Raw genomic sequence first — 12,386 nt, forward strand, 5'->3', positions numbered from 1 at the left:
CAGGCTTTGTAAACACTATTGAGACTTCGGTCTTAACTGTCAGGACACTTATAAATTTATCTGTTAATCAGTCCCATTCAACACTGTTTCTTTCATTCATAACGGGTGGTGCGCCGCCAGTGGGGCTGCTTTCAAGAAACAATGCAGGAGGCAGAGGGCAGAAGGCAGAAGCGAAGAGGATTTGACTTGTTTATTCATTCATCGCGGGTAGTAGTACCGCCAGTGAGGCTGCTCCTAACTCAGCACTACGCAGGCTTGTGATCTAAACGGGTTGCTTGCTCTAGGGCTGCTTTTTCTCTGGCTCTCCTAGCATAGGGCTGTAATTGAGTGCGATCGCAACCTGTAAGAATACTCAGGTTATCCAAGCTCATGCCCCGCATTAACATTTCTACACACCAAGTATGTTGTGCTTGAGCAATTTCTGGTGATTTTCCTTGGGGAGTTAACAGTCCCTCAGTCCATGCTTGCCAGTGCCCGAAAATTTGTGATTCTGAGATTGGTTTACCTGCTTCGTCGAGAAACATCTCAGGGTGACTATCTTTGCGGCTTTTTAGCCATTTGATTAAGGGGTTGTTGGTGTAGGAACCATAGCGTTTACCCAAAATCCACTGATTAACAGGCACTTGGCGGATGCATCCTGGGGTTGTAATCTGAAGAAAGTGCCCATGATTATCGTTAATTTGATGCGATCGCTGCAAATTAACTATTTCTGTAGGAGATAACCCTGCCCCAAACAACGTATATGCCAAAGCATAGTCTTTTACGCCCAATTTTCTAGCTTGTCGCAGAATTTCGTGAACCAAGCCAGCAGGCAAATCAGCTACTTCCTTAGTAATGATGCTTCCTGGTAAAGCTTCTGTTGTTAATTCTGGAGCAGGTGACATCGCCCCATGCAAAAACAACTCCACCAAGTTTTCGAGAAAATCATCCCGATTCTCCCACAGTTCGTGAAATTCACTGGTAAATTCAATAACGGCATAACCCAGAATCATCCCATTCAGCAAACTAGCTAATTTCTCTGCTGGTAGATAGGTATTTAAGTCTCCCTGCTGAATAACAGTAGCTAAATACTGGGCCACGTAGCGATTAGCTTCCGTTAACCCTCTGCCTAAGGCACGGCGATTTTCCGTCGGAAATTGGTCAGCTTCACCTACCACAGACCGGACAAACTCTGGTACTCGTTCTAATGCATGCAAGCTATCACTTGCATAATCTTTTAGTGCTTGGTAGACATTACCAGGAGGAGTTGCCCGTCGTACCAAAGACTCACCTAAATTTTTGAAGGCTGCGGATTCCTCCAGTACTGCTAAAAGCAATCCATGTTTATTACCAAAATTCCGAAATAGGGTGACTTCGTTGACTTCTGCTTTTTCAGCTATTTGGCGGGTTGTGGTGGCACTTACTCCCTGAGCTGTAAACAACTCAAGTGCTGATTGAATCAGACGTTGACGAGCTGAAATAGGTTGAGGAGACATAAGAAAAATGCAAGTGGCACTTGCATATAAACAAGAGAATTGTTAGCATACCAAATGTAAGTGATACTTGCTCTTATTTACTGTAACGAACTGCTGTGAAGAGTGGGTAAGAGGTTCGCTCCCCCTGCTCTCTTCTTTGACCCTTATGCCAACTTCTGCAAGAAGTCTAACCTCAAGAAAAAGCAAATCGCTTTATCATCCATCAACAGGAGTTTTTATGACCGCAAAACTTTCGGCGATCGCCCCTAATAAAGGAAATTCGCCTCGGCTCAGTTGGACAAATGTGGCCTTTTTTGGCACATTTCATGCTTTAGTTCTCCTGGCTCCGTGGTTTTTTTCCTGGTCGGCATTAGGTTTGCTGCTGTTTCTCCACTGGTTATTTGGCAGCATTGGCATTTGCCTGGGATATCATCGACTCCTGAGCCATAAAAGTTTTCAAGTACCTAAATGGTTGGAATATGCGATCGCCATCATTGGAGCGCTGGCTCTCCAAGGCGGGCCAATTTTTTGGATTGGCGCACATCGACAGCATCACGCTCACACCGAAGATATCAACTTAGACCCCTACTCTGCTCAGCGAGGGTTTTGGTGGAGCCATATGCTGTGGGTTTTATATCCGCGTCCAGAGTTTTTTGATTATGAAACTTATCAAAAATATGCGCCTGACTTAGCGCGACAACCATTCTATCGCTGGCTGGATCGCTACTTCGTGCTGATGCAAATTCCTCTAGGACTGTTGCTGTATGTCTTAGGAGGGTGGTCTTTTGTAATTTATGGAATATTTGTCAGGTCAGTTTTGCTCTGGCATTCTACTTGGTTCGTGAACTCTGCATCACACCTGTGGGGTTATCGTACTTTTGATGCCAATGACGGCGCTCGTAATCTTTGGTGGGTATCCCTTGTAACCTATGGAGAAGGATGGCACAATAACCATCATACTTATCCCCATATGGCAAAATCCGGATTACGTTGGTGGGAAATTGACGTTACTTGGTGGAGTATTCAAGTACTGAAGAGTTTGGGTTTAGCTAAAAAAGTAATTTTGCCTCCCCCACAAAGTGTGACTCACTGATAAATTGCCACACCTTCATGATTCAACAACCAGCGCTTGCGCTCTATTCCCCCTGTATATCCCGTGAGTACAGCGTTTGTAGCCATGACGCGATGACTTAGTGAGTTTGCCATGCCGACAGCGCGATCAGCAGTCGGCTTACCAATTTTTGCTGCTAACTCAGCATCAAAAATGGTTTTCCACAAGAAATAATTTGCAGTGCTAGCCAAACTTGCTATTGAAAAGCAGTACCCCCTGTACTTAGAGGAATATTGTTTTATATAGTGCGATCGCCCTTAAGATAAGCTTGAATTCTACTGCTAAAACCCTGTGAGTCTTTTACATCCTGGAAATGGAAGTTGCCCTAACGCCTCTGAAGAAGTTTTAACATTCGTGGTGCATAATCAGTATCCCTCTTTAATTAATCTGGCAAAATAAAAATAAGAGCCAATTTTTCAACTGTAGATAAAGCGAGAATTTGAGCATTTATTTTTTAACAAAACTGCTGGAATCAAGCTTTTTAGTAAAAGTCTGATGCTGTAACGATTAGAGATTATTTTGTCGCAAAATAATATGAAGAGGGTTATGCTGAAGCATAAACTTCACTTCTTGAGTAGGTGTTGTCGAAGACCGTGAACCAAACCCAAGGCATCCTGCAAGAATAAGTTACTTTTTTGATCGCTGAAACGCTTGTAAATCTAAAGATTATGTTTTTACAAACAGGTAAATGATTTCTGTGCGAGTCCTAAGTGCAGCAATAAATAATTGATAGCCAGTAGATTGAGATTGAAAGGATACGTTAATATAATAATGCGAGAAAATTTTCAAACATAAACCATTGGCAGTTAGCGGAGCTAAGCTTCATATTCTGCAACATGGTTAAAAATTTGATTTAGAAGCCTGCAAGCTCATCTTGAATAATAATTCTTTAATAAAAAATAGTTAGATACCAGTAGGTTCAGTAAGCGTTTGGATTTTGAATAAAATTTAATGTGTTATGCCAACTTCTTTGTCTCTTGCTGGCTTAAATATTTTGGTAGTTGAGGATGATGATGATATTCGCTTTTTCGTCACTACCGTGTTAGAAGCAGATGGAGCTACCGTTACAGCAGTTCCATTAGCAGCCGCAGCACGAGAAGTGTTACCTCAATTACAACCCGATGTCTTAATTAGTGATATAGGTATGCCTGGTGAGGATGGTTACACCTTAATCCGCAAAATCCGTGCCCTCAAGCCTGATATTGGTGGACGAGTTCCAGCTATTGCCTTAACAGCCTTTGGTGATAGTGACAGTTGTGTTCGTGCCTTAGAAGCTGGTTTTCAAACTCATGTCTCTAAACCAGTTGCTCCAGAAGAACTTGTTGAAATCGTTGCTAATTTAGTTGCTTCTTGTAACTGGTAATTGTGCAAAGCTGAATAATCATACTGAGTCCAGTACATCTAAAAACTATTTTGCTTAAGTAAGTAGTAAAGCAAGTAGAGTTTGGCTGTATTGGGTTTCTTATTCTAACATGGAAAAATAGCTCTTAAGTTAGAGGCGCTTTCTGTGCGTTGGTAGAGGTTTTTTCGGCTTTATCTAAGTATATTAAATAGTAATCAAATCATTAAAAAATAACATGTTAACATTACTAACTCCACTAGATTAGCTTGATAGCAATGTTCAGGCATCCTAACCTCATATATTCAAAGCTAATTTTTTAGCATATATAAACTTTAAGTAGTTCAATTATGCATAAAAAATTCTGAAATAATCTTATTAGTTTGCAAATACTTGTAGAGGAAAAAGCTAATCATGGATAACATCAACAACGTCAATAGTTTGGATCGAAACACAACAGATACTGAAACTGAAATTAACACTGAGTCAGCATCTGACGAAATGACACAAACTTCTAAAACAATTGACATAGATGGTCAGCGTCCAGTTGACCCAAGTAACATTCAAATTAAAGAAACAATTGACATAGACGGTCAGCGCCCAATCGTAAAAAATGAAAATTATTCTGAAAAAATAATTGACGTAGATGGTAAACGCCCGATTGCTAAGAGCAATTTTCAGGAGCATAACATGCTAACCTTAGACGGCGATCGCCCAGTCGACCCAAATGATTTGGAGGTTAAAGAAATTCTTAATATAGATGGCAAACGTCCGATTGCTAAGAGCAATTTTCAAGTTGAGGATGTTCTTGAGATAGATGGTTGCCGCCCAATAGTTTCAGATAATGCTGCTAATCTTGAAATTACAAAGGATTATGTAGACTAAAATTACAGGCGTTCCATAATAGTGGGATAAATTTAGACACGCAGAAATAAACAGAATAAGATGATATGGCGAACAATTGCTCTCTGCTTTCAATCATAGAGCAATCGCATTACCTATATTACTCTTATAGCAATATTTTAATTTATCTGCTTATATCTAACCAAATAGCCAATTTTATCCTAATTATGGTAAATATTGCATTTACTATTCTTGAAATTATAGAACTAAATGTTTTGAATGCAATACATAAGTTATAAAAATTTTAATTAAGCTTTTAATCAAATATTGATATTTTCATAAAATCCAGATAAACCCAGTGTTTTTATCTATAAATCATGATAATTGTACAATTTTTTAATTTATTATATCTAACTTTAGATTTTAAAAACAATCATATATGACAAAGTAAAAATGTTGCTAAACAATGACTTTTATTAAAAAAGAATGTTTATAAAAAAACAATAAAACCTTAAAAAATGTTATTCTTTGACAGAAAGATATTCAATATAAGAGTTAAAACTTTTATGACAACCAGTCATAAAAACACATCATGTCTGCCAATCAAAATTCTTCGTCTGCTAGTTCATTTGATATATCTTTAGAAAAATCAAAGGCTTTGGTCAATTATTCTAATGATTTGCAGCAATTAGATTTTTCTTCACTAGGACGTAGTAGTTCTTCAGACTTGACAGAAACTGTATCAACACCTTCTTTATCGGCAAGTGCAAATCCCAATCCCAATCCTTATATAACTAGTGCGGCGGTTACTCCTGATTTCAACGGCGATGGCAAAACGGATAAAGTCTGGGTCAATTCTCAAACTGGTGAGATTGTAGTTCGGTTAATGGATGGTGCAAACATTATCCAACAGGCTTCTCTAGGTACATATGACTTATCCTCCTGGAATTACAACATTGCCGATTTTAATGGTGATAACAAGACTGACTTCTTATTACGCAATAAGACAACGGGTGAGAACAACATTGTGCTAATGGATGGGACTAACGTTGCTAGTTTTGCTCCGCTAGACAAAGTTGACCCAACCTGGACTTCTAGCATTGGCGATTTCAACGGCGATCGCAAGACAGACATCTTCTGGCATAATGCGACAACCGGCGAGAATGCTGTTTGGCAGATTGACGGCACAACTGTCACCAGCGCGACTGTTCTAGACACAACAAGTACATCGTTAACCCCTGCCGTAGTTGATTTCGACGGTAATGGCAAGAGCGACATCTTCTGGCGCGATCAGACAACAGGTGAGAACAAAGTTTGGTTTATGGATGGGCCGCAAAAGAGTGAGTTTTCTTTACAATCACAGGATGCAGCCTGGACTTATACCCTTGGTGATTTCAACGGCGATTTTAGCACCGATATTCTGTGGAGAAACGCTCAAACAGGAGAGAACAAGATTTGGCAGGTGAATGGCATCATAGTCACTGAGGGTGCTTTGGGCGCGCTTGACTCAAACTGGACATCTAAAATTGGCGATTTTAATGGTGATGGCAAAACCGATGTTTTCTGGCACAATAATGCAACTGGTGAAAACACCGCTTGGTTAATGGATGGCACAACAGTTAGTAGTGAAGCTTTTCTACCAAGTAACAGCGCATCTGCGACACCATCCCTTGGTGATTACAACGGCGATGGTAAGACCGATGTCTACTGGCGCGATCAGACATCCGGTGCAGACACTCTTTGGACTATGGATGGCACGAGAGCTACTGAAACTCCCATAGCCGACGAAAATAAGCTCGGGCCAGAGTGGTATACCGCTTAATACGAATTCATAATTTATAATGAGGCTCGTGACGCTCGATGACTCGCGCTTCGCTGCGCTATCGCTTTTAGCGTCGCACGCCACTTGCTCTACTTGGGCGAAGACTCGCTAACGCTACGCTAATGTAATTCGTAATGAAGGGGCACAAGTCCTTGCGCCCGTATTCAGATTTTATCTGGATTTTCTTCCTTCCATATTGAGAATCCCCCAGCTTGAAGTTGGGGGATTCTTTACTCACAAGGGTTGCATAGCGTTAAAATTTGTAACTGAAAACCTGAATTACGCTATTTTCTGGTAATTTACCGGAACTAATAGTAATGGTGTCAGTCTTACTGCGCTGGACTGTTATACCCTGCATCAATGTCAGAAATTCATCTAGTGGCGAGATATCGCAGTTAGCAGCATCAGCAGCTTGGGTACGGTAGTGAGTGGGAATCACCAGTTTGGGATTTAGTACCTCAGCTGCTTGCTTGGCTTCTTGGGCATTGTAAGCTTTCGCACTACCTCCCACGGGGATAAATGCCACATCAGGTCGTCCTAAGAGGATTTTTTGCTCAATGGAAATCGGTGCAGCAGCGCCTCCTAAATGCACGATATTAATTCCCCCTTGCTTCCAACTCCAAGCAGTATTTGTACCGAACTGCTTACCACCTTTGCGATCGTGGTCTATAGCAATTCCTTGGAATTTGATTCCTTGGAACTCGTAAACTCCTGGTGCATATACGAGCTTTGGATTCCCTGATAGTCGATCCACGGCACCTTCATCTAGCAATTGGCTGCTAATCAGTACTAAATCTGCTGCAACTTTCGGTGGACGATAACCAGCAGTACAACCCACTGCCCGAAATGGATTAACAAGAACTCTCACCCCGCCACCAGTAAACAGAAAGCAAGTATGACCCAACCACTGAACTGATAAACCGCTAGATTGTGCGTCAGCCTGGAATTCGGAACCCAAGGTAGTAACCAAAGCTGTGGCTAACCCTGCCCCAGCATAGCCCATCAATTGTCGTCGTTTCATTAGTTACTCTCTCGACTGTAATTGTTCCAGAAAGTTTCGCAGTAACTGCTTTCCTGAAGATGTGAGGACACTCTCTGGATGAAATTGGACACCTTGAATGTGAGGATAGTTCCGGTGTCGCACTCCCATAATCGTGCCATCTTCAACCCAAGCGGTAATTTCTAACACTTCGGGACAAGTTTCGCGATCGATAACCAGACTATGATATCTGGTGGCGATCGTGGGATTTTCTAATCCCTGAAAAACACCCACGCCAGTGTGAGACACCTGAGAAGTTTTACCATGCATTAATTCTGGAGCAGAGACGATTTTACCACCAAATACTTGACCAATGCTTTGATGTCCCAAACATACACCCAAAATTGGCAAGTTAGTTCCTAGCTGTTTAATTAAATCTAAGCATATTCCAGCATCTTCCGGGCGGCCTGGCCCAGGAGAAATGACTACAACATCAGGATTTAATTTCTGAATTTCATCTATAGATATCTTGTCATTGCGAAAAACCCTAATATCCGCAGCCACGGGGAACTCTACCGCTAGTTCTCCCAAATACTGCACCAAATTATATGTAAAGCTGTCGTAGTTATCGATGACTATAATCACAGCCTATAACTCCTGGTTTCTATCACTTATTTTATTTTGCTTATTTGTTACCAGATTTTACTTGCTGTAAAAATCATCTGAAAAAGGGATTAGGTACTGGGAACAAGAGAGGGGAAAGGGCAAAGGAATGTTCTTCCCTTTCCCTTTTCCCAATCCCTAACTCCTAATTTCTTTAAGGGCGCAGGGCTTTGCGCCCCGCCTGACTTCAAACAAACCTAGAAATTTGACATAATTAAGACTACCAGCGGTGGTAACAAGAGAATACAAGCAACCAGCACTGCTACCAAAGCAGAGACAAGCACAGCAGCAGCAGCACAGTCTTTGGCAATTTTTGCTAAATCATGGTATGTCTGCTTGACTGTTAAGTCCACAAGTGACTCGATCGCAGTATTCAATAACTCTAATGCCAAAACTAAACCACTAGTTATACCAATAACTGCTATTTCGATTGGTTGCAAATGTAAAAAAACACTTAAGGCGATCGCTAAAACACCAACACCTACGTGGATGCGAAAGTTTCGTTGAGTTTGAAAACTATAGGTGATTCCAGTCCAAGCATATTTAAAACTAATAAATAAATTAGAGGCAACTTGCCAAGATTCCCGTTCCTTTTTTACAAGTGGTGGTAAGTGGTTAGTTTGTTGTGGAGGGGAAACTTGTTGGGACATAAGCTTAAAAATAAAACAATAGAGTAAGTAAAGTGGGAATCTTTGCTGATTTTAATGGTGTAATAAACTTTGAGACAATTTTCTACAGAAGTATTATAAACACTTACAGACATCAAGATTATTTAATATTCTATGTCAATAACAATACCTATCGTCTCCAGTAATATCACTTGCTGTTTGAGCATTTGCAATAAACTTTCCTCATCTGGATGATCCCAGCCCAATAGATGTAGTAGACCATGAGTAGCTAACCAAGCTAATTCGGTTAGCAAACTATGTCCTTGCTGTTGGGCTTGGCGTTGTGCCGTATTCACTGAAACAACAATATCACCTAGATACAAAGGGTCGGCAGACATTTCCGGATGAGGAAAGTCTACTTCTAAGGCGGCAAAGGCTAAAACGTCTGTTGGTTTATTTTGATGACGATACTGGGCATTTAGCGCTTGAATTTCCGCATCGTCCGTCAAACGCAGCCCTATTTCGTAGCTTGATGCTGGTGGAAGATGAGGTTGTAGAACTTCCAACCAGCGATGAAACCAATTTTCCCAAGTTTCAGGAGCAACTCGGTCATCAGTATCCCCAAAATTTAGAGTTATGCTTGAGGACGACTCGTAAAAAAAATCCTGGACATCTAATTCAACTCGCACCAGTTACAAATTCTCCTAGGCGCTTTGGTTGTTGTGTCGTCAGCGAGTTAGGTAAGCAAGACCCACGAGGACAACTAAAAGCCCTATACTGGTCAGGGCAAAATGTTTCAAGGAAGTACCACCCTTTCGCACCATGTTTCGCATGGCAAGTTTTACATAGCTTGGTTTAGGTTCCGTTGTCGGAGAGTTGCTCATAATGATTTGATAACAAACTCTTTTATATATAAATGTAACAGGTTTGGAGATTGGGGATTGGGGACTGGAGATTGGGGATTGAGTATTAATATTTTCTCCCTCATCTCCCCCTGCTCCTCTGCTCCCCTGCTCCCAATTAGGCAGGAGTGCTTTCTACCAACTGATTTTCTTGCCGGAGATAGGCTTGGATGAAGGGATCGAGGTCGCCATTCATCACATCAGCGATCGCAGTTGTTTCGGCATTGGTACGCAAATCCTTTACCATTTGGTAAGGGTGAAACACATAGTTCCGGATTTGGTTGCCCCAAGAAGCTTCCACCATATCGCCGCGAATTTGGGCAATTTCTTGTGCCTTTTGCTCACGGGCAATGACTAGCAACTTGGCTTTGAGACGGGCGAGAGCTTTCTCTTTATTTTGTAGCTGCGATCGCTCTTCTGTACAGCGCACTGCAATACCAGTGGGAAGATGAACAATTCGCACAGCCGTTTCTACTTTGTTGACATTTTGCCCACCTTTACCACCAGCTCTGGATGTGGTGATTTCTAAATCCTTCTCTGGAATATCCAGTTGCACAGAGTTATCTAACTGCGGCATCACTTCCACCCCGGCAAAACTAGTTTGTCGCTTGCCATTGGCATTGAAAGGTGAAATCCGCACTAAGCGATGTGTGCCGGTTTCCGACCGCAAGTAACCATAGGCGTAGCGACCAGTAATTTCCAGAGTTGCTGATTTAATTCCCGCTTCATCACCCTCGGACTCTTCGGCCAAAGTTACTTTGTAGCCGTGGGCTTCTGCCCAACGGGTGTACATCCGCAGCAGCATAAATGCCCAATCTTGAGCATCTGTACCACCAGCACCAGCATTAATTGTTAGTACTGCCCCTTCACTGTCGTAGGGGCCAGAAAGTAACTGTTGTAATTCCCATTGGTCGAGGTCACGATTGAGTTTGGTAATAGTAGATTCCGCTTCTTGCAGTAGTGCTTCATCGGTTTCTAACTCCAATAGCTCAACAACTGCTTTAGTATCCTCCAGATTGGCTCGCCACTGATGATACTGTTCGAGGTGGGCTTTGAGGTCGTTGAGTTTTTGCAGTGTATCTTGGGCTTGAGTTTGGTCTTCCCAAAATTCTGGCTGGGCTGCTATTTGTTCTAGGTCTTGAATTTTGGCAGTTAGTGCAGGTATGTCAAAGATAGTCCTGGGCTTTACCCAGACGACCGGACAATGTTTCGATTTCGCGTTTGAGTTCTAGGACTTCCATAGTGCTTGCTTAAGTATGGAGCGCTGAGGATGTTTGATGATTCTCGTTTATTTTATTTGACTTCTTGATTTTAGCTGTAGTTGGGCAAATTCTCTTGTTATCACTTGTATAAGTTACCCAAATCGTTTTTAACTATTGTTTCAAGTTCTTGCTAGAGTTGGGTAAAGCTGGTTTGTGTCTCTTACAGCAATTGCTCGTCTGCTGATATTTCCAGTAGTTCTAGGGCTGCTTTGGTATCTTCTAAAATGAAGTGCGATCGCTGATATTGTTTTTGCTTGGAGAATGTGAAGTATTCGATTTCTTGAACTGTTTGATAGGCAGGATCTGAATTATCCCAAAAATTGGGTTGGGCAATTAATTGAGGTAATTATTGAATTTTTACGCCTAGTTCTCGGAGGTCAAAGACAGTCCTCAGTTTTGCTTAGCATATTCGACAGCCTTTCTACTTCGCTTTTGATATTTAAGAGTTCCAGCATAGTTTTGCTTGCTTAAGGCTAATCTATTACTACAGATTGTATTACAAAAATTACTCATATCTCTAATTGAAATGAAAAAACCGTGGTTATGTCAGTAACCACGGCTGATGATTTGTTAGAGTTTTCTGGCTATGGGTGCTTAATCTCTACCATTGATGGCAATTAACAACCGCAAAATAAAGACGAACAAGTTGATATAAGTGAGGTACATCGACAAAGCAGCAGGCAGATATTGGTCATCGCTGTAAGTGCGGGGCAAGATATAGAAATCGACAACAGAAACCCCAACAAACAGAAATACTCCTAAACCTGAAATGGCAATTTCTAACCAATTTGGCGTATAAACACCAAACATGGCAAACCCGAATTGGGCGAGGCACACAACCACCAAGGCAATAACGCCAAGATTGATGGTTTTAGTCAAAGCCATCCCATCTTGTTCAGAGAGATTTGAACCAATTTGACGGGCAGCAATAAAGGTAACACCACAACCAAGGGCAGCCAACCCAATGCCTTGAATGCCAACACCTTGGGATCTCAAAGCGACAAATACCAAGCCACTGAGAGTATATCCAGACAAGAGGCTGTAAGTTGCCAACAAAGGTAGTGCAAGTCCCTTGTTACCTTTTTGGGCAACATTTTGGGCAACAAAGAACAAAATTAACTCCACAATCACCGCACCAATAAATGTGGGAAAGAATATTTCGGGGTTAGTACGGATAACTCCCAAGCCGCCGTAGGTTCCTAATGCAGTGAGTACAAGACCGCCACCGACATAGGGTAATGCATTGGCAATTACATTTGGGCCAACGAGGGCTTGAGTTTTAGCCTCACGGATAGCTTCACGAAAGTTACTGGTGTTGCTCATATTTCAATTTTTTCAGGTAAACGTTCTATTTATTTCCATTCTTACCAATATTTGCGGTTAACAGCCAAGGATTTAATGTG

The 12,386-nt window shown here is 41.6% G+C and carries 14 protein-coding genes; 5 read left to right on the forward strand and 9 right to left on the reverse strand.

Annotated elements, in window-relative coordinates:
- The coding region (locus RMY31_RS27280) for a hypothetical protein (protein ID WP_409878589.1) at window positions 1-185 on the forward strand (185 nt) is incomplete at its 5' end.
- A 60-nt stretch (window positions 186-245) separates the two neighbouring features.
- Here RMY31_RS27280 and RMY31_RS27285 read toward each other — a convergent pair.
- Window positions 246-1,475, reverse strand: coding sequence for a TetR family transcriptional regulator (locus RMY31_RS27285; protein WP_322663796.1), 1,230 nt, complete (start codon window positions 1,473-1,475; stop codon window positions 246-248).
- Between the two features lie 217 nt (window positions 1,476-1,692).
- On the opposite strand from RMY31_RS27285, the gene RMY31_RS27290 reads away from it, so the two are divergent.
- Entirely contained in the window at window positions 1,693-2,547 is an 855-nt protein-coding gene (locus RMY31_RS27290; RefSeq protein WP_322663798.1) for an acyl-CoA desaturase, read from the forward strand.
- Here the strand turns inward: RMY31_RS27290 and RMY31_RS27295 are convergent.
- Window positions 2,541-2,756 (reverse strand): methylated-DNA--[protein]-cysteine S-methyltransferase, encoded by a 216-nt coding sequence (locus tag RMY31_RS27295; RefSeq protein ID WP_322663800.1) that lies wholly within the window; start codon window positions 2,754-2,756, stop codon window positions 2,541-2,543. The genes RMY31_RS27290 and RMY31_RS27295 overlap by 7 nt on opposite strands.
- 767 nt (window positions 2,757-3,523) lie before the next feature.
- Between RMY31_RS27295 and RMY31_RS27300 the strand changes: the two genes are divergently transcribed.
- The 3 genes from RMY31_RS27300 (at window position 3,524) to RMY31_RS27310 (ending at window position 6,569) form a co-directional block, all read left to right on the forward strand.
- A complete protein-coding gene (locus tag RMY31_RS27300; RefSeq protein WP_322663802.1) occupies window positions 3,524-3,928 on the forward strand; it encodes a response regulator in 405 nt (134 codons plus the stop codon).
- A gap of 390 nt (window positions 3,929-4,318) precedes the next feature.
- The gene (locus RMY31_RS27305; RefSeq protein WP_322663804.1) at window positions 4,319-4,789 is read left to right on the forward strand and encodes a hypothetical protein; all 471 of its coding nucleotides are present in this window, start codon (window positions 4,319-4,321) and stop codon (window positions 4,787-4,789) included.
- A gap of 550 nt (window positions 4,790-5,339) precedes the next feature.
- Window positions 5,340-6,569, forward strand: a complete 1,230-nt coding sequence (locus RMY31_RS27310) for an FG-GAP repeat domain-containing protein (RefSeq protein ID WP_322663806.1) — start codon at window positions 5,340-5,342, stop codon at window positions 6,567-6,569.
- Window positions 6,570-6,822: 253 nt separating this feature from the next.
- On the opposite strand, the gene RMY31_RS27315 is transcribed toward RMY31_RS27310, so the two are convergent.
- The 7 genes from RMY31_RS27315 to RMY31_RS27345 form a co-directional block, all read right to left on the reverse strand.
- The gene (locus RMY31_RS27315; protein WP_322663808.1) at window positions 6,823-7,590 is read right to left on the reverse strand and encodes an MBL fold metallo-hydrolase; all 768 of its coding nucleotides are present in this window, start codon (window positions 7,588-7,590) and stop codon (window positions 6,823-6,825) included.
- Window positions 7,591-7,593: 3 nt separating this feature from the next.
- Window positions 7,594-8,193, reverse strand: coding sequence for an aminodeoxychorismate/anthranilate synthase component II (locus RMY31_RS27320; RefSeq protein ID WP_322663810.1), 600 nt, complete (start codon window positions 8,191-8,193; stop codon window positions 7,594-7,596).
- A gap of 215 nt (window positions 8,194-8,408) precedes the next feature.
- Window positions 8,409-8,861, reverse strand: coding sequence for a diacylglycerol kinase family protein (locus RMY31_RS27325; RefSeq protein WP_322663812.1), 453 nt, complete (start codon window positions 8,859-8,861; stop codon window positions 8,409-8,411).
- Window positions 8,862-8,983: 122 nt separating this feature from the next.
- On the reverse strand, window positions 8,984-9,508 hold the full coding sequence (gene ybeY / locus RMY31_RS27330; RefSeq protein ID WP_322663814.1) for an rRNA maturation RNase YbeY: 525 nt from the start codon (window positions 9,506-9,508) through the stop codon (window positions 8,984-8,986).
- A 39-nt stretch (window positions 9,509-9,547) separates the two neighbouring features.
- Entirely contained in the window at window positions 9,548-9,703 is a 156-nt protein-coding gene (locus RMY31_RS27335) for a DUF3285 domain-containing protein (RefSeq protein ID WP_322663816.1), read from the reverse strand.
- 136 nt (window positions 9,704-9,839) lie between these two features.
- A protein-coding gene (gene prfB, locus RMY31_RS27340; RefSeq protein WP_322663818.1) for a peptide chain release factor 2 occupies window positions 9,840-10,962 on the reverse strand; the annotation gives its coding sequence in 2 pieces (ribosomal slippage) (window positions 9,840-10,889 and window positions 10,891-10,962; 1,122 coding nt in all).
- 615 nt (window positions 10,963-11,577) lie between these two features.
- A complete protein-coding gene (locus RMY31_RS27345) occupies window positions 11,578-12,306 on the reverse strand; it encodes a Bax inhibitor-1 family protein (RefSeq protein WP_322663820.1) in 729 nt (242 codons plus the stop codon).
- Window positions 12,307-12,386: the final 80 nt, after the last annotated feature.

Source organism: Dendronalium sp. ChiSLP03b, assembly GCF_034531165.2.
Taxonomy (GTDB): domain Bacteria; phylum Cyanobacteriota; class Cyanobacteriia; order Cyanobacteriales; family Nostocaceae; genus Dendronalium; species Dendronalium minutum.

Bases quoted from the DNA above. Each gene is read 5' to 3' on its own strand.
- RMY31_RS27345 (WP_322663820.1), bottom strand. From the start codon at position 12,306: ATGAGCAACACCAGTAACTTTCGTGAAGCTATCCGTGAGGCTAAAACT.
- RMY31_RS27285 (WP_322663796.1), bottom strand. From the start codon at position 1,475: ATGTCTCCTCAACCTATTTCAGCTCGTCAACGTCTGATTCAATCAGCA.
- RMY31_RS27300 (WP_322663802.1), top strand. From the start codon at position 3,524: ATGCCAACTTCTTTGTCTCTTGCTGGCTTAAATATTTTGGTAGTTGAG.
- RMY31_RS27325 (WP_322663812.1), bottom strand. From the start codon at position 8,861: ATGTCCCAACAAGTTTCCCCTCCACAACAAACTAACCACTTACCACCA.
- RMY31_RS27305 (WP_322663804.1), top strand. From the start codon at position 4,319: ATGGATAACATCAACAACGTCAATAGTTTGGATCGAAACACAACAGAT.
- RMY31_RS27315 (WP_322663808.1), bottom strand. From the start codon at position 7,590: ATGAAACGACGACAATTGATGGGCTATGCTGGGGCAGGGTTAGCCACA.
- RMY31_RS27310 (WP_322663806.1), top strand. From the start codon at position 5,340: ATGTCTGCCAATCAAAATTCTTCGTCTGCTAGTTCATTTGATATATCT.
- RMY31_RS27290 (WP_322663798.1), top strand. From the start codon at position 1,693: ATGACCGCAAAACTTTCGGCGATCGCCCCTAATAAAGGAAATTCGCCT.
- RMY31_RS27335 (WP_322663816.1), bottom strand. From the start codon at position 9,703: ATGAGCAACTCTCCGACAACGGAACCTAAACCAAGCTATGTAAAACTT.